This is a genomic window from Bifidobacterium pseudolongum subsp. globosum (assembly GCF_000741295.1).
GTDB lineage: Bacteria > Actinomycetota > Actinomycetes > Actinomycetales > Bifidobacteriaceae > Bifidobacterium > Bifidobacterium globosum.
Genome location: NZ_JGZG01000022.1, coordinates 1 through 17134, shown reverse-complemented (window position 1 = coordinate 17134; position 17134 = coordinate 1). Strand labels below are relative to the sequence as shown.

General features: G+C 60.3%; 13 protein-coding genes, 1 tRNA gene and 1 pseudogene. 8 read left to right on the top strand and 7 right to left on the bottom strand.

Translation table 11 applies throughout. From position 1 onward, the window contains the following. Positions 1–155, bottom strand: a pseudogene (locus BPSG_RS08560) (succinate--CoA ligase subunit alpha); the annotation flags it as partial. A gap of 14 nt (positions 156–169) precedes the next feature. Beyond that, the gene (locus BPSG_RS08060) at positions 170–1399 is read right to left on the bottom strand and encodes a hypothetical protein (RefSeq protein ID WP_026643174.1); all 1230 of its coding nucleotides are present in this window, start codon (positions 1397–1399) and stop codon (positions 170–172) included. Between the two features lie 96 nt (positions 1400–1495). On the opposite strand from BPSG_RS08060, the gene BPSG_RS08055 reads away from it, so the two are divergent. Continuing rightward, positions 1496–1569, top strand: a tRNA-Pro gene (locus tag BPSG_RS08055). Positions 1570–1698: 129 nt separating this feature from the next. Continuing rightward, positions 1699–3081, top strand: coding sequence for a 3-phosphoshikimate 1-carboxyvinyltransferase (gene aroA / locus BPSG_RS08050; RefSeq protein ID WP_026643173.1), 1383 nt, complete (start codon positions 1699–1701; stop codon positions 3079–3081). A 197-nt stretch (positions 3082–3278) separates the two neighbouring features. On the opposite strand, the gene BPSG_RS08045 is transcribed toward aroA, so the two are convergent. The 3 genes from BPSG_RS08045 to BPSG_RS08035 all read right to left on the bottom strand — a co-directional run bounded on the left by BPSG_RS08045 (position 3279) and on the right by BPSG_RS08035 (position 9084). Continuing rightward, complete coding sequence (locus BPSG_RS08045; RefSeq protein ID WP_026643172.1) at positions 3279–4505, bottom strand: acetate/propionate family kinase; 1227 nt, start codon at positions 4503–4505, stop codon at positions 3279–3281. Between the two features lie 178 nt (positions 4506–4683). Continuing rightward, positions 4684–6363, bottom strand: coding sequence for a phosphate acetyltransferase (gene pta, locus BPSG_RS08040; protein ID WP_026643171.1), 1680 nt, complete (start codon positions 6361–6363; stop codon positions 4684–4686). A 243-nt stretch (positions 6364–6606) separates the two neighbouring features. Beyond that, positions 6607–9084 carry a phosphoketolase gene (locus tag BPSG_RS08035; RefSeq protein ID WP_026643170.1) on the bottom strand — a complete coding sequence of 826 codons (2478 nt, stop codon included), beginning with the start codon at positions 9082–9084 and terminating at the stop codon, positions 6607–6609. A 470-nt stretch (positions 9085–9554) separates the two neighbouring features. Here BPSG_RS08035 and guaA point away from each other — a divergent pair, with 470 nt between their 5' ends. Then, a complete protein-coding gene (guaA, locus tag BPSG_RS08030; RefSeq protein WP_026643169.1) occupies positions 9555–11117 on the top strand; it encodes a glutamine-hydrolyzing GMP synthase in 1563 nt (520 codons plus the stop codon). A gap of 95 nt (positions 11118–11212) precedes the next feature. On the opposite strand, the gene BPSG_RS08025 is transcribed toward guaA, so the two are convergent. Further along, positions 11213–11830, bottom strand: coding sequence for a TetR/AcrR family transcriptional regulator (locus BPSG_RS08025; protein WP_129865792.1), 618 nt, complete (start codon positions 11828–11830; stop codon positions 11213–11215). Between the two features lie 104 nt (positions 11831–11934). Between BPSG_RS08025 and BPSG_RS08020 the strand changes: the two genes are divergently transcribed. The 3 genes from BPSG_RS08020 (at position 11935) to BPSG_RS08010 (ending at position 14591) form a co-directional block, all read left to right on the top strand. After that, on the top strand, positions 11935–12726 hold the full coding sequence (locus BPSG_RS08020) for an ABC transporter ATP-binding protein (protein WP_202961611.1): 792 nt from the start codon (positions 11935–11937) through the stop codon (positions 12724–12726). Then, positions 12719–13921, top strand: coding sequence for an ABC transporter permease (locus tag BPSG_RS08015; protein ID WP_080699174.1), 1203 nt, complete (start codon positions 12719–12721; stop codon positions 13919–13921). Before BPSG_RS08020 ends, BPSG_RS08015 begins: the two co-directional genes overlap by 8 nt. A 229-nt stretch (positions 13922–14150) precedes the next feature. After that, entirely contained in the window at positions 14151–14591 is a 441-nt protein-coding gene (locus tag BPSG_RS08010; protein ID WP_225531366.1) for a P-loop NTPase family protein, read from the top strand. A 140-nt stretch (positions 14592–14731) separates the two neighbouring features. Here BPSG_RS08010 and BPSG_RS08005 read toward each other — a convergent pair whose 3' ends face one another. Beyond that, positions 14732–15757 carry an adenosine deaminase gene (locus tag BPSG_RS08005; protein WP_026643166.1) on the bottom strand — a complete coding sequence of 342 codons (1026 nt, stop codon included), beginning with the start codon at positions 15755–15757 and terminating at the stop codon, positions 14732–14734. A gap of 189 nt (positions 15758–15946) precedes the next feature. Here BPSG_RS08005 and BPSG_RS08000 point away from each other — a divergent pair, with 189 nt between their 5' ends. Together BPSG_RS08000 and BPSG_RS07995 are read left to right on the top strand one after the other, a co-directional pair. Beyond that, the gene (locus BPSG_RS08000) at positions 15947–16651 is read left to right on the top strand and encodes a gamma-glutamyl-gamma-aminobutyrate hydrolase family protein (RefSeq protein WP_026643165.1); all 705 of its coding nucleotides are present in this window, start codon (positions 15947–15949) and stop codon (positions 16649–16651) included. A 95-nt stretch (positions 16652–16746) separates the two neighbouring features. After that, positions 16747–17134, top strand: a 388-nt coding sequence (locus BPSG_RS07995) for an alpha-amylase family glycosyl hydrolase (RefSeq protein ID WP_034879203.1), incomplete at its 3' end; no start/stop codon positions are given.

The window sequence follows — 17134 nt, the reverse complement described above, 5'->3', positions numbered from 1 at the left end:
GTGCCCTTGCCTCCGGACACGATGGCGCCGGCATGGCCCATCTGCTTGCCTTCGGGGGCGGTGAACCCTGCGATGTACGCCACGACTGGCTTGGTCATATGCTCATGCGCCCATTGCGCGGCKYCCTGTTCGGTCGCTGCCGCCCCCCCCCCCTCACGCGATGGCCATGTCACTTGGCCAATGACTGTATCGCGTTCTTCGCCTCGTTCGCCAGCATCGGGCTGCTCATATCGGTGAGCACCGTGCTGAACCCTGCCTGTTCCTCGGCGTCGATCATCTTGTCGAGCGCCGCCGGATTGATGACCTGATGCGCGAGGATCTGCCGTTGGATGCGGTCCGCTTCGATCGCGGCGATCTGGCGTGAGAATCCGATGAACCAGCCCAGGAACAGCATGGCGGCGAGCGCTTCGACGTTCGTCAGTGTGTTGTTGCCCATGAGCCACGAGATGCCCACGAGCGCACAGACCACGATGGCGAGGTCGGAGATGGCGAAGAAGGCCTTGGAGAGCTGCGGGGCAAGCCAGGGGAGCGCCACGAGCATGATGAACATAAGGACCGGCATGCCGCGTGCGAACACATTGTGCAGAATCGGGTGGGGCGTGTAGCGGAATGTGCCGATGCCAATGAACGCCACACCGGACAGCACAAGCATGACGGTCAATATGGTGATGCGCACCTTGAAGCGGGGAATCTTGTAGGAGACGTTCGGCTGGCGGATGGCGATGTCTCCGTTCGGCCGCACGATGCGGTAGGTGGCGATGAGCTCCGATATGGCGAAGTACGTGATGATGATGATGCAGATACCGCCCAGGATGAGGGTGGTGTTGAACATGCGCGCAGCAAAGGTCGTACGGTCGCCGAGCTCCGAGAAATTGTTGCGGAACCAGTGGGGATCGGTCGTCGTGGAACTTGCGGTGCTCACGCCGGCAATCACAAAGAAGGGCAGGAGCGCCGAAAGCGTCTTGGCGTTCATCAACTCGGCCTGTACAAACGTCAGATACCCGCTCACGCCAGCGAAGGCGGCGGTCAATGCGGGGATGTACGACGTGAAGATCGCCTTGCCCATGATCGAATTCACGAGGGAGAACATCATATACGACATGAGGAACAGTGTGGACGCATAGACGATGGAGAGCGCGAGGATCTCAAAGGTGCGGCGCACAGTGTGTATCCACCCTTTCTGCACGTCGAGCAGGCGCATGCGGTGGATGTAGCCGACAATGAACGAGATTACGCCGCAAGTTGCAACAATCGCGGCGCATGCCATGAACCGGCGTTGCGACAGCTGCCAGAACGCGGGGGCCAATTGCAGATACAGAAACATGCCGCCACACCCGACAAGGGCACAACAGACAAAGGATATGAGTCCCAATGATTCAGCTCGTTGATGCCGTCCCATACGCCTGCCTTTCCACTCGACACCCCATTGTATCGAATTAGTCACGCGCCATGGTATAGTTATCGCTTGTGCGTGAAAGCATCTTTGTTCACGCCTCGGGCTGTGGCGCAGCTTGGTAGCGCGTCTGCTTTGGGAGCAGAATGTCGCAGGTTCAAATCCTGTCAGCCCGACGATCATGCGGGGCCGTTGTCGATACGGCCCCGTTTTTCTGAGTCGCCCGATGCTCTGCTCCCTGTATCCATGCCGGCATTCGTGAGATGCGCGCCCCATGTTCAACCGTTGCCATTACGATGAAGCCTATGACCGAACATGATACCCAACCTTGGCCGGCGCCTCTCGCCGAAGGGCCGCTTGACGCCACCGTCACCATTCCGGGCAGCAAATCGCTGTCGAATCGTTTCCTCATCCTCGCCGCATTGAGCACGCAGCCTGTGCATATCCGCGGCTTGCTGTGTTCGCGCGACACCGAGCTCATGATCGGGGCATTGCGCGCGCTCGGCGTGACGTGCACGCAGAACGACGATGACGCGACGGACGTCACCATCACCCCGCCCGCCGACGGCGTATTCCACGGTGATACCGATGTCTATTGCGGGCTCGCCGGCACAGTGATGCGCTTTGTGCCCCCACTGGTGCTGTTCGCCAATGGTCCGGTGCGGTTCGACGGCGACGAGCAGGCGTACGCGCGACCGATGAAGCCCCTGCTGGACGGTCTGTGCCGTTTGGGCGCGCACGTCGAATACCACAGGGAGGAAGGGCATCTGCCGTTCACCGTCACCCCGCCGACGACGCTGGAGTCGAACCGTCGCCCTGTGGTGAAGATCGATTCCAGCGCTTCGTCGCAGTTCATTTCGGGATTGCTGCTCGCGGCGTCACACCTGCCAAATGGCCTGACGCTCAGGCACACCGGCCGCAAACTGCCGAGCCTGCCGCACATCCGCATGACCATGGAAGACATCAATGCCGCCGGTGGTGCGGTCGAGATGCCCCAACGAGGCGAATGGACGGTCGAACCGCGTGCATTGGCGATGGCTCAGGAAATCACCGTCGAGCCGGACCTGTCGAACGCCGCGCCGTTCCTGGGTGCCGCCCTGATCGCATCGGGGTCGGTGAGTGTGCCGAACTGGCCGGCGCACACCACACAGCCCGGCGGTCTGTTGCCGGCAATCCTGCACCGGTTCGGTGCCGACGTTACGCTTGACGGCACTTCGTTCAACGAGCTCGCTGATTGCGAGGAATTCGACGATCGCTACTGTGGCACACTGACCGTGCGCTCCGATGGGGCCATTCGGGCATTGGGCGAACTCGACCTGTCCGCCGCAGGGGAGATCACGCCGAGCATCGCCGCCATCGCTGTGTTCGCGGACGGTGCGTCGTCCCTCACCGGCATTGGGCATCTGCGCGGGCATGAGACCAACCGTCTGGAGGCGCTCGTGCGTGAGATCGAACGTGTGGGCGCGCATGCACATGAACTCGCCGATGGCATCGCAATCGAACCGGTTGCAGAAGACCGGCTGCATGGCGCGGTCATGGAATCCTACGCGGATCACCGCATGGCCACGTTCGCGGCGATGCTGGGACTGCGCATCGCGGACATCTCGATTGAGGATGTGCAGACGACACGCAAGACGATCCCTGATTTCACCGGCCTGTGGACCGCTATGCTGGCACAGCATGAGTAAACCGTTATGGTGCAGTCTATGCGGTAGGGAATACCACAGGAAAACAGTTGTGAACGTTTTGTCAATATATGTGGTTTGGCATCGTTCGGATGCTACGCTATGGCAGAATAAATTCCTGTGGGGGGGAACACGAAAGAGGCCAGCCGGATTCGGCTGGCCTCTTTTCATCGTTCAGTGAGACGGATGGCGCAGATCGCTCAGGCGATCTTGTTGCCGTAGGTGTCTTCGCCCTTTTCGGCGATTGCGGCGGAACGCTGTGCGATTGCAAGCTCTTCGTTCGTCGGGACAACGGCGATGATCACCGAGGAATCCGGCGTGGAGATGATGCGCGGTTCCTTGGAACGGGTGTCGTTCTTCTCCATATCGAGCTTGACGCCGAACGGGGCGAGCTTCTCGCAGACCATGCGGCGCACGATCTCGTCGTTTTCGCCGACGCCAGCGGTGAACGTGATGACATCGAGACCACCGAGCTGGGCGGTGTAGGCGCCAATATAGCTCACGATGCGGTGCACGTAGACGTCGAGCGCGAGCTTGGCGTTCTCGTCGCCTTCGGCGATGAGGCGATGGACTTCGCGCATGTCGCCGAAGCCGGTCATGCCCATCATGCCGGACTTCTTGTTGAAGAGGTCATCGAGCTCATCCACATCCATGTGCGCATTGCGGATCAGATGGAAGACAGCGGCCGGATCGATGTCGCCGGTGCGGCCGCCCATGACCAGGCCCTCGAGCGGGGTCAGGCCCATCGAGGTTTCAATCGGCTTGCCGTCGATTTCGGCGGAAGCGGAGGCACCGTTGCCGATGTGCAGCACAATCTGCTTGAGGCCTTCAGCGGGCTTGCCAATGAGCTCGGGGACCTTCGAGGAGACGTACCAGTGCGAGGTGCCGTGGGCGCCGTAACGGCGGATCTTATACTTCTCGGCGACTTCACGGTTGAGCGCGTAGGTGCTGGCGGCCTTCGGCAGCTGCTGGAAGAAGGAGGAATCGAACACGAAGATCTGCGGTACATCCGGCAGCAGTTCGCGCATGACCTCGGCACCCTTGGCCTCAGGGCCGTTGTGCAGGGGAGCGAGCACCGCGAGGTCCTCAACCTGCTTGATCGTCTCGTCAGTGACGAGGGCCGGGTCGGGGAAAGTGCTTCCGCCCTGGACCACGCGGTGGCCCACGGCCACGATGCCGGCGCTTTCGAGGCTCGGACCGTATTCCTCAAAGAAACCGAGCACACGCTTGAGACCCTGCTCGTGGTTGTCGATGCGTTCTTCGAGCTCGTGCTTTTCGCCGTTGTATTCGTACTTGTAGTGGCCGTCGATCGGCTCGCCGATTTTCTCAACGAGACCCGAGGCAATACCTTCGCCGGTTTCAAGGTCGACAAGCTGGTACTTGATCGAGCTGGAGCCGGAATTGATAACAAGGACGGTTTTTGCCATTCTGGGCATCCTCCATTGGTGTTTTGTGTTCACCGCTGTTGCGGCTTTCCAGAAGTACAGGGTACTCGCCGTTTGCTACAAAAAGATGACGGACGACACAATGCGGGCGTTGTGGCTCTGATCCATAGGGAAGTGGAGCCACAACGCCCGCATCGTGTTCATGGTTGTGCGGTGTACCTCAGTCGTTCTGCTGGGCTTCGATGGCGGTGAGCGCAATCGTGTTGATGATGTCCTGCACCAGCGCGCCACGGCTCAGATCGTTCACCGGCTTGTTGAGTCCTTGCAGGATCGGGCCGATGGCCACGGCGCCGGAGGAGCGCTGCACGGCCTTGTAGCAGATGTTGCCCGAATCGAGGTCGGGGAACACGAACACAGAGACACGGCCGGCTACGGGATCGCCGGGTGCCTTGACCTTGGCCACATCCGGCGACCATGCGGCATCGAACTGGATTGGGCCCACAAGCGCCAGGTCCGGGTTCTTCTCACGCACGATCGACGTGGCTTGGACGACCAGATCGACATCCGGGCCCTTGCCGGAACCGAGAGTGGAGTATGAGAGCATGCCCACACGCGGTTCGATTGAGAACGCCTTGGCGGTCTGGGCGGACTGCAATGCGATGTCTGCCAACTGCTCCGGATTGGGATTGAGGTTGATCGCACAGTCGGCGAACACGGACACATGGTCTTTGAGGCACATGAGGAACGCACCGGAGACGGACTTCGTACCGGGCTTCATCTTGATGAGCTGCAGGGCCGGACGCACCGTGTTGGCGGTCGAGCTGATGGCGCCGGAGACAAGGCCGTCGGCCTGTCCGAGCACCACGAGCATCGTGCCGAAGTAATTCGGGTCGCGCAAGGTCTTGCGGGCCACATCAGGGGTCATGCCCTTCTTGGCGCGCAACTCGCACAGTTTGTCGATCATCTCAGTGAGCAGCTGCTCGTCCTCCATCGACTGGAAGCGTGCTTTGTCAAGCGACTTGAGGTCGAGCTTCTTGCCCCGTTCGAGGATCTCGTCGCGCTCGCCGATGATCACGATGTCGACCACATTCGATTCGAGCAGATAGTTCGCGGCGGTGATGATGCGGTCGTCGGCGCTTTCGGGCAGTACGATCGTCTTGCGGTTCTTCTTGGCGCGCGCGAGAATGTCGTATTGGAAGGCGTACGGCGTGGTCGGCGGCACGAAGGGGGAGTCCAAGGTGCGCAGCAGTTCATCTGCGGGCACATGCGCGGCAAAAGAGCCAATGGCGTCGTCGGGGGTGGCGTTCTCTTCGAGATCGAGGAATGGCACTGTCCAGACGGGCACGTCGTAATCCTTGAAATAGGTGCGCAGCGAAGTGCACTGGTTCTCATCGCAGCCGGTGATGAACACGCCGATGACCTTGGTGCCGGCGTCGACAATGACCTCGGTGCAGGCCTCGATCGTCTCATGCACCTGCTGGGGTGTGCGGTGCAGTGTGCAGACGGTCAGCAATACCGGTGCCTGCAGGTCGGCGGAGACATCGGCATTGAAGTTGAAGCGTTCCGGGTCTCCAACGCCATTGCGGTCGCTGCCGACGATCACGCGCACCGCGGGATTGAGCTGGGCGTTCGTATCGATGAATTTGCTGACGATCTGCGCGCGGGCGCTCTGCTTGTTGATGCGTGCATCGCGCAGGGTGACGCCGATGGCCTGTTCACGGGTCTGGTGCGCGTTCGCATAGTCGAGCAGTGTGTCGGTGAAAGTCTCCGTGCATGAGACAGCCGGGCGGAACACGCTCGTGACGTTGGTCTTGGCGAGCAGGGCAACAAGACCGAGCGCGACTACGTTGCGTCCATTGCCTGGCTCGGGACTGATGATGCTCACATTCTTGAGGCTCACAATGACTCCTTATGATGCATGCTACGTTGCGTGCATGCGGGGTGGTGCATGGCTGCGCGTGCGGGAAAGGCACGCACTCCTCCATTGTACGCATTGGCGGTCACGTGGCAATTCACCCGGCCGCGGGTCGTACCTGTGACAGAGAACGCATGCTCAGATGATATGAAAAGGGCGTGTGGAAACGAATTTCCACACGCCCTGATTCCCCGTATGCTGATTACCGGGAAGCGTTAACCCTTAGGCTCACTCGTTGTCGCCAGCGGTCGCCGCGGTCGCGGAGAGCATCTGCGTCTCGTCGACCTTGACGTCCGGGTAGACCCAGTCGGTGAACTCCGGGATGTCGTAGCCGTTGTCGACTGCGAACTGGAACGCCTTCTGGCGGAACGCGTTGAGCTCGTCGATCTTGTCGGCATACTTGTCGGCGTCGATCATCTTGAGGGCAGCGGCCTGGAGCGCGTAGCGATCCATGTCGTTGACGCGGACCATGTCGAACGGCGTGGTCGTGGAGCCCTGCTCCTTGTAGCCGACAACGTTGAAGTTGTCGTGGTTCGGGCGGTCGTAGATGAGGCCACGAACGTCCTGCGCATAGGAGTGGTACGCGAACAGGACCGGCTTGTCGGCGGTGAAGAGATCGGTGAACTCTTCGTCCGTGAGGGCCTCGTCGTTGTTCTCGCGGGACTGCAGCTTGAGGAGGTCAACAACGTTGACGACCTTGAACTTGATGCCCATCTTGTTGAGGGCGTCGGAAGCAGCCATGATCTCCTGGGTCGGAACGTCGCCAGCGGCGGCGAGGACGACCTGGACCTCATCGTTGTTCTCGGCGTTGGAAGCCCACTTCCACTCGGCGGCGCCGGCTTCGAGCTCGGCACGGGCCTCGTCAAGCGTGATCCACGTCGGGGCAGGCTGCTTGCCGGCGAAGATCGCGTTGATCTTGTTGGTGGACTTGAAGCACTTCTCGGAGATGGCGAGCAGCATGTTCGCATCGGTCGCGAAGTAGATGTTCGTCACGTGATCGTTGTTGAACGTCTTGTTGATCAGGACCGAGGTGACACCCGGATCCTGATGCGAGAAGCCGTTGTGATCCTGACGCCACACGTGCGAGGAGACGAGGAGGTTGACCGAAGAGATCGGCTTGCGCCACGGAATCTCACGGACGGTGGCCTCGAGCCACTTCGCGTGCTGGTTCAGCATCGAGTCGATGACGTGGACGAAGGACTCATAGGAGCTCCAGATGCCGTGGCGGCCGGTGAGGAGGTAAGCCTCGAGGAAGCCTTCGCACTGGTGCTCGGAGAGCTGCTCGGTGACCTGACCGGTGACGGCCATGTGCTCATCGACGAGCGACGAGAGATAGCCGTTGTCCCACTGCTTGTCGGTGACCTCGTAGGTCGCGTTCAGGCGGTTGGACGCGGTCTCATCAGGCCCGAAGATGCGGAACGAATCCGGGTTGTTCTTGATGATGTCGCGGCAGTACGCGCCGAGGGAGCGCGGAGCTTCGACCTGGCCCCAGCCGTGGCCGTACTCCTTGACACCAGTGACCTCGTACTGATCGAGCTCGGGGAGCTTCAGGTCCTCGCGAATCACACCACCGTTGGCGTTCGGGTTGGCGCCGATGCGCAGGTCGCCCTTCGGCATGAACGCGGTGACGTCATCCTTGATGGAGCCGTCGGCGTTGAAGAGCTCTTCCGGCTTGTAGGATTCCAGCCAGCCCTTGAGGACTTCGAAGTGCTCTTCGGTGTCGCGGGCGGAAGCCAGCGGGACCTGGTGTGCGCGCCAGGAGCCTTCGGTCTTCTTGCCGTCGATGAACTTCGGGCAGGTCCAGCCCTTCGGGGTGCGGAAGATGAGCATCGGGTAGAACGGACGGGTCATGTCGTCGGTCTGGGCCGCTGCCTTGATGTCGCAGATCTCGTCGAAGATCGTCTCGAACAGCTCGGCGAAACGACGATGGATCGACATGTGGTCCTCGTTGTCGAAGCCGGCAACGAACTCGTACGGGTGGTAGCCCATGCCGCGGAAGAAGTCATGCAGCTCTTCGTCAGAGATACGAGCGAGGATGGTCGGGTTGGCGATCTTGTAGCCGTTGAGGTGCAGGATCGGCAGCACGATGCCGTCGGTGCGCGGGTTGACGAGCTTGTTGGACTGCCAGCCGGTGGCGAGCGGGCCGGTCTCGGCCTCGCCGTCGCCGATGATGCACGGCACGAACAGGCTCGGGTTGTTCATCACAGCGCCGTAGGCGTGGGAGAGCGCGTAGCCAAGCTCGCCACCTTCGTGGATCGAGCCCGGGGTCTCAGGCGCGAAGTGCGACGGGATGCCGCCTGGGTAGGAGAACTGGCGGAAGAACTTCTGCAGGCCAGCTTCGTCCTTGGTGATGTTCGGGTAGTACTCGGTGTACGTGCCGTCAACGTAAGACTGGGAGGTGCCAGCCGGGCCGCCGTGACCCGGGCCCATGATGAACACGGTGTTCTGCTGGTGGTCAGCGATGAGGCGGTTGATGTGGGCCAGAAGGAAGTTCAGGCCCGGGGTGGTGCCCCAGTGGCCGACCAGACGGTGCTTCACGTCGTCGCGGGTGAAGGGTTCCTTCATCAGCGGGTTGCTACGCAGATAGATCTGGCCGATGGACATGTAGTTGGTGACGCGCCAATACTTGTCCATGCCTTCGATGGCTTCTTCGGAAACCGGGCGATCCAGCTTCTGCCACGGGGTGCCAATAACAGGATTTGTCATGTGTACTCCTGTACTCCTGCACAATGCTGTGCGATTGTTTGTTCCAATGTGGCCACGGGATCCGCATGTCCTCCCACTGGGGAGGAACCCCGTGTCCAATCGAGAATCATGTTACGTGAACTCTCTGACTTTTTGCTTCTTTTTGGGCATGTGTGTGCGTAAATGTGATATTTCTTACCTCTTTTGCAAACTTTACCAGTTGAATTGTGCATTCCGGAATTACCTCTCAACCCTCGTGGAACGCTGCAATAGCAATGATTGCAAGCGTATGTGCATGGTTGATCCCGTTCGATTGGACACAATGCACGGCGGCGTGTTGCAGTAAACCGCACATTGCGAGGAATCAGGCGTCGCAGTAGCCCTGCAATCCGATGCCGGTCCTGTATGGGCCGGCTTGTCTACTTGCATGCCCACAATGGAGTATGTCAATTACACGCCACAGCATACCTATGTATTAAGGGGTTCAACTTATGGCACAAGGGCCTGTACTCGTCGTTGATTTCGGCGCCCAATACGCGCAATTGATTGCCCGTCGCGTGCGCGAGGCCAACGTCTATTCGGAGTTGGTACCACATTCCATGCCGGTCGAGGAGATGCTCGCCAAGGACCCGCAGGCGATCATTCTTTCCGGTGGCCCCGCCTCGGTATTCGAGCCCGGCGCCCCGTCCATCGACAAGAAGGTGTTCGAGTCCGGTGTGCCGGTACTCGGCATCTGCTATGGATTCCAGGTGATGGCGCATGAACTCGGCGGTGATGTGGACAAAGCCGCACTGGGTGAATATGGCAAGACCGAAACGGTCATCGACGATCCCGACGGCATCCTTGCCGGCTCGCCATCGGAGCAAACCACATGGATGAGCCACGGTGTGGCTGTCAAGGAAGCCCCCGAGGGCTTCGAGGTGCTCGCACACACCGAGGGTGCGCCAGTGGCCGCGATGCAGGATCCGCTGCGCAAACTCTACGGCGTGCAGTGGCATCCAGAGGTCAAGCACACCCCGAGGGGCCAGGCGCTCATCGAACGCTTCCTGCATGATTGTGCTGGCATCGGCCGTGACTGGGACGCCGCGAACATCATCGACGATCAGGTCAAGAAGATCCGCGAGCGGGTCGGCGACGCGCAGGTCATCTGCGGCCTGTCGGGCGGTGTCGATTCCGCCGTCGCCGCGGCTCTCGTACACCGTGCGATCGGCGACCAGCTCACCTGCGTGTTCGTGGACCACGGCCTGCTGCGCAAGGGCGAGGCGGAACAGGTCAAGCACGATTTCGTGGCGGCCACCGGCATCAAGCTCATCGCGGTCGACGCCTCCGAGGACTTCCTGAATGCGCTCAAGGGGGTGTCCGATCCCGAAACCAAGCGCAAGATCATCGGCGAGAAGTTCATCCGCACGTTTGAGAAAGCACAGCGTCAGGTCATCGAGGACGCAGGCAACGAAGGCAAGGAAGTGAAGTTCCTTGTGCAGGGCACGTTGTACCCCGACGTCGTCGAATCCGGTGGCGGGGACGGCGCTGCGAACATCAAGTCGCACCACAATGTGGGCGGCCTGCCTGACGACCTCAAGTTCGAACTGATCGAGCCGCTGCGCTCGCTGTTCAAGGATGAGGTGCGCGCGATCGGCACCGAGCTCGGCCTGCCGGACGAGATCGTCTGGCGCCAGCCGTTCCCGGGTCCGGGCCTCGGCATCCGCATCATCGGCGATATCACGAAGGAACGACTCGACATTCTGCGCGACGCCGACGCGATCGCCCGTGAGGAACTGTCGAAGGCCGGTCTGGACCGCGACATCTGGCAGTGCCCGGTCGTGCTGCTCGCCGACGTGCACTCCGTGGGTGTGCAGGGTGACGAACGCACGTACGGCATGCCGATTGTGCTGCGTCCCGTGAGCTCCGAGGACGCGATGACGGCCGACTGGTCGCGTGTGCCGTACGACGTGCTCGCGACGATCTCGACGCGCATCACAAACGAATGCCGACAGATTAACCGCGTCGTGCTCGACTGCACGTCGAAGCCGCCGGCGACGATTGAATGGGAGTGATCGGCTCCAAAGAAGGTCGCTTGTGCCCCTGCCATGAAGGCGGGGGCGCTTTGCTCTAGAGACGTGGGAAACCGTTGCGATGTGGCATGAATTCGCTACGCGTGAGTCGCACGGTTGATGCAGCCGATGAGCGCACGGGGTACCTCCGGTGCGACAGCGCCGATCATACGTTCGACCGGTACGCTCAGCCCGATGGCGCCCCGGTAGGCCATAAGGCCTAGGATCGCGCTCGACGCGTATTCGAAGATGATGCGCAGCGAGAGTTCGTCACGCGCACCTTCGTTCGGCAAGGCATCTACTATCGTCGGATAGATGTGCGACAGAGCATCCTTCACCTTGCGCTCCACCAAGGGGCCATTCGGTCCGTTGAGCAGTAGGCAGAGCATGTCGACCTGCTCCGGATCGATTTTCGCATGCTGCTCGAGGAGCTCGTCAAATCGTTGCGAGGAAAGCGGCTCGGTGCCGTAGGTCACCATCAACGATGCGATGGTGAGCGGAAGTTCATAGGGTATGGCACGGTCAAGCGCGGCGTTGGCGATCTCGTCGATATCGTTGAAGTAATAATAGAACGTGCTGCGATTGCATGCCGTGTCTTCGGTGAGTTCGCGCACCGAGACCGCTCCGACCGGTTCGTCGAGCATGCGTTTGATCATGGCATCTTCAAGACGCTCCTGCACAGGTTTTGTTGCACTGTCTTTCCTTGGCCGTCCCATACCTTCCTCTTTTCGCGATGAAATCCGTCAAATGATCCTGAAGTAATGGTTTTATCCAACACCATGTTCGATTATATTTCGGCACCGTGAATACAGAAAAGACAATGACCGCGGCCTCCATGCCGAACAGGGGAGACTCGCACGTGATTGATGTGCGTGACGTGTATTTCCGGTATGCCCATGGTTCGAACCAAGTGTTGAACAACATCTCGCTGACCGTCGACGCAGGCGAGATGCTATGTCTGCTCGGGCCGTCCGGCGGAGGCAAGACCACGCTCGTCGACACCATCATGGGCGTGCAGGTTCCGCAGAGCGGCACGGTGAGTGTATTCGGAGAACAGGCGCCATACCGGAATGCACGCCGGCGCGTCGGCTTCATGCCGCAGGAGACGGCGCTCTATGAGGACATCAGCGCACAGGACAACCTCAGATTCTTCGGTGAACTGTTCGGTATGCACGGCAGCGCGTTGCGCGCGCGCATGGATGAGCTGTTTGCATTGACGGATCTGCGTAATGATCGCGGAAAGCTGGTGGCCGATTATTCGGGTGGCATGAAACGCAGACTTTCGCTCGCCGTCGCGCTGGTGCAGCGGCCGGACCTGCTTGTGCTGGATGAGCCGACCGTGGGGTTGGATCCCGAACAGCGGCTCTTCATCTGGCGGCATCTACGGGAGTTGTCGGACCGAGGTGTGGCGATCCTGATGACCACGCATGTGATGGATGAGGCGCAACGATGCGAACGGATTGCGATGATCCGCCGCGGCAGTGTGATCGCGGACGGGTCTGCGGAAGAGATTTGCAGGCGTACGCATGCCGCCGATCTCGAAGAGGCTTTCCTGACATTGGAACGGCATCGCGGGGAAGCGGCCCAGCAGAAGGAGGAACGCCATGCTTAGGATCCGTGCATTGTGCGCACGTATTCTCACCCAGTTCGGCCGCGACCGTCGCACACTGGCGCTGCTGTTCGTGGCGCCGGTGCTCGTGCTGTGGCTGCTCACCGTGATCCTCAATGGTACGGCGGCATCCGTGCATGTCGCCACTGTCGACCTGCCCGAAGCGTTGCAGACGCAGCTGTCGAAGACGGATGCGCACATCGAGCGCGCTGACGCATCGCAGGCGAAGGACCTCATCGACGCCGACGATGTGGCCGCGGTGCTGTCGATGGATGGCGACACATTGCGGGTGGAACTCGAGGGGACCGATACGGGCAAATCGCAGCAGGTGATGGCGGCCGTGAACGAGGCGATGGCCGCCTTGCGCAAAGAACACCAGTCCGAGGTCGAGGCTGCGCAGCGGGAGGCTGAAGCCGCCATGCAGCGCAAGGCGGAGCAGTTGCAGTCTATCATGGCCAATCCACAGCCGAAGACCCAGCAGCGCATGGCTTCTGCAGTGGATGAGCTCATGCAGGCCGCCGACCCCGAAATGGAGGCGCTGGCGGTCACCGGCGTCGACACCGTCTATTTGCATGGCGGTGAGGATTGGAAGATATTCGATTTCTATGGCCCGGTGTTCATAGGCATCTTCCTGTTCGTGTTCACGTTCATCACCTCGGGGATGTCGTTGGTGACCGAACGCACCGGCGGTACGATGACCCGCTTCCTCACCACGCCGATCAGCGGCGCCCAGATTCTCTCCGGGTACACGGCAGCGTTCGGTGTGCTTTCGTTTGTGCAGTCGTTCATCATTCTGGGGATCTCCATTCGGTTCATAGGATTCCCCTGTGTGGGCAATATGTGGTTCCTGGTGCTCACCTGCATGTTGCTGGCGATGACGTCGGTGAGTCTGGGTCTGTTGGTCTCGGCATTGGCCAGAACACCGTTCCAAGTGGTGCAGATGATGTTGCTGTTCGTCGTGCCGCAGATCCTGCTGTGCGGCCTGTTCGACCTGTCGGGTGCGCCGATGTGGTTGCAGGCCATTGGTAAATGCTGCCCAGTCACTTATGGAGTGGAGGTGTTGCGCGACGTGATGCTGCGGGGGCAAGGCTGGGAAGCGATCTGGATCGACTTGCTGGCTCTGTTCGGTTTTCTCGCCGTCTTCTTCGTGCTGGGAGCGTTGGGCTTCCGTAAGAAGTGCGCCCGAGTTCGGCGCTGAGGGTCATGGGCCATTCACTGACGCGGAAGAGCAACCCCATGCCATGTATCCTCATAAACAGCGAGCGGAACAATATTATGTCTGAGGTCGTATCGTTGGTGAACGATTAGGAAGAGCAGAGTGTGAGGTCATGAAACGCGTTCTCGTCATTGGGTGCCCAGGTGCGGGCAAAAGCACGTTCGTGCGCCGACTGCGGGATGTGACCGGACAGCCACTGTATTATCTGGACATGATGTGGCATAAACCAGACAGGACAACCGTCACCCGTGAGCAATTCGACGCGCGGTTGCAGTCGATTCTCAAGCGTGACGCATGGATCATCGACGGCAATTACGCCAGAACGTTGCCGCAGCGCCTCGAATACTGCGATACCGTATTCTTCCTTGATTTCCCGACCGACATATGCGTCGCGGGGGCCGAACAACGCATCGGTGTGAAACGCGAGGACATGCCATGGGTCGAACATGAGTTCGAAGAGGAGTTCCGGCAATACATCGCCGAATTCTCGACACGGCAGCGTCCGCAGATTATTGCCGCGCTTGAAGATGCGGTTACGCACCGCGATGTGCGTGTCCATATGCTCACATTCCGGGAGAAACTGCGGCTCGCACTCGCTGACGCCGTGATGTGTGCCGGCGAGGTATCTGAAGGGCTGCAGGGTTGTGAATAATGCACATATAGGACGATGCATCAAAATACAAGGCGATATATGCGGATACGAGGCAATATTCAGTAATATATGGTGATATTACGCAATGAAACGACATAGCCCGTACGTATGCAGCGATGCTCTCCGGCTTTGCTGGAAGTCTAGATGCCGTGCTGCGCTCGCCATGCGAGGAGCTCCTCTGTGAGCTGTGTCTTGCGGGAATCCGAGGCGAACGATGCGTCGACGGAATTCTTGGCGAGCGCCGCCAATTCCTCCATCGACATGCCGATGTCGGCGAGCGCAGCGTAGTTCGCGGCGGCATAGCCGCCGAAATACGCGGGATCGTCCGAATTGATCGTGCACATAACTCCTTCGTTCAGGAAACGGGGAATTGGATGCTTGCGCATATCGTGCACGACCTGCAGCCTGAGGTTCGACAACGGGCAGCAGGTGAGTGGAACGCCATCGCGCACGACACGCTCGAGCAGCTCATGGTCGTCCTGGATGTGGATGCCGTGGTCGATGCGCTCGGCATGCAGCAGATCGAGCGCATCGCGAATATACGCCGCCGGCCCCTCTTCGCCGGCGTGCGCCACGCAATGCCAGCCAAACGACCTTGCCCGCTCGAACTGGTCGACGAAACGGTCCGGCGGATAGCCCACTTCCGCCGAATCCAGACCGATGCCGAGGATCTCGTTTTTCCGAGGCTGCGCCAGATCGAGGATCATGTTCGCCGAATCGATATCCATATCGCGCACGATACTCAGAATGAGGCCACCAGTGATGCCGAAGCGCTCGCGGCCAATCGCCATGCCTTCAAGCAGACCGTCGAGCACCGTGTTGAAATCCAAACCATTCGTGCACACATGCACCTGCGGATCGAAGAAGATCTCCGCGTGCTTGACCCCATCCGCGTTCGCCCGTGTGAGATAGGCGACCATGAGGTCTTTGAAATCATCCTTCGTCTTGAGCGTCCTCATCAACGCATAATAGAGGTCGAGGAACGACTGCAGGTCTTCGAACTCATACTGGGCCTTGAGCTCGTCGATGCTCGTCCACCGCAGTGCAACCCTGTTGCGCTTGGCCAACGCCAGTGCCAGATCCGGTTCGAGCGTCCCCTCGATATGCAGGTGCAGCTCGCATTTCGGCATTGTTGCGAGCGCCTGTTCCTTTGCTCTGTCCACCATGATTCCTCGTTCCCTGACGACATCGGATACGGATTCCCATAATTCTACCTTCGATACGCGTCCGTCGCGCCGCCGCAGCCGAGGTGCACCATCCGAAACAGGGACGTAATAGGTACGTCATGGAGACGAATGCCGAATGTGGGTAGGCTGAAGCATCCATCCACGCCGAACGAAGCAGAGAGGATGCCCATGAGACCTACGATCGCCGTAATGCCGCTCGTCGACGACGAACGTGAAAGCCTGTGGATGCTGCCCGGGTATATGGATGCGCTGCGCGAAGCCGGCGCCGTGCCGTTCATGCCAGCATTGACGACGGAAGATGATGAGATACAGCAGATTTTCACGATGTGCGATGGGTTACTGATGACCGGTGGGCATGACGTCGAGCCGCGGCAGTATGGGGAGGAGCCAAGGTTCGACAACGTCGTGCCAAACGCCGAGCGCGACACGATGGAACTCGCGTTGCTGCGCCTCGCGCTCGCGCACGACAAACCGGTGTTCGGCATATGCCGTGGTCTGCAGATCATGAACGTGGCGTGCGGCGGCACGTTGTACCAGGATCTGCCGAGTGAATTCGATTCCGGCGTCGACCATCATCAGCGACCTCCATACGACCGTCCCGTGCACGGTGTGTGCATAGAAACAGGGACGCCACTGTTCGCTGAACTCGGTGTCGACGCCCTCGCGGTCAACAGCTACCATCATCAGGCGATACGCGAGTTGGGGGAGGGGCTTACTGCGATGGCGGTGAGCGAGGACGGCCTCGTTGAAGCGATCGACAGGCCGGGGAGCACATATTTCCGTGCTGTGCAATGGCATCCCGAATTCCTCTACACAGTGGATGGGACGAGCCGGCGACTGTTCCGTTCGTTCGTCACCGCCTGCGCGCGGTGAAGCGCAGAGCCAAGCTACGGGCGTAGCGAAGTGTGCCGCGGCTAGCATGGAACCCGATGGAGCATACACAGGTACCGATGAATGGACAAGCGGATATGACGGCTGGCACAGCAAACCACGAGACGATGCTGCAATGCTTCGAATGGTATCTGCCCGACGACCACGGGTTGTGGAATTGGATTGCGGCGCAGGCGCAGGACCTCGCCGCCGCCGGATTCACGATGGCATGGCTGCCTCCGGCATACAAAGGACAGGCGGGTGACGCGGACGTCGGCTACGGCGTCTATGACATGTACGATCTCGGCGAATTCGACGCGAAAGGCTCGGTGCCGACGAAATACGGGTCACGCGGCGACTACCTGGGCGCGATCCGCACATTGCACGGCCACGGCCTGCGCGTCCTCGCCGACATCGTCTTCAACCACAGGATGGGCGCCGACGGTGAGGAACGCGTCACCGCGCACGTCGTCGACGTCGACGACC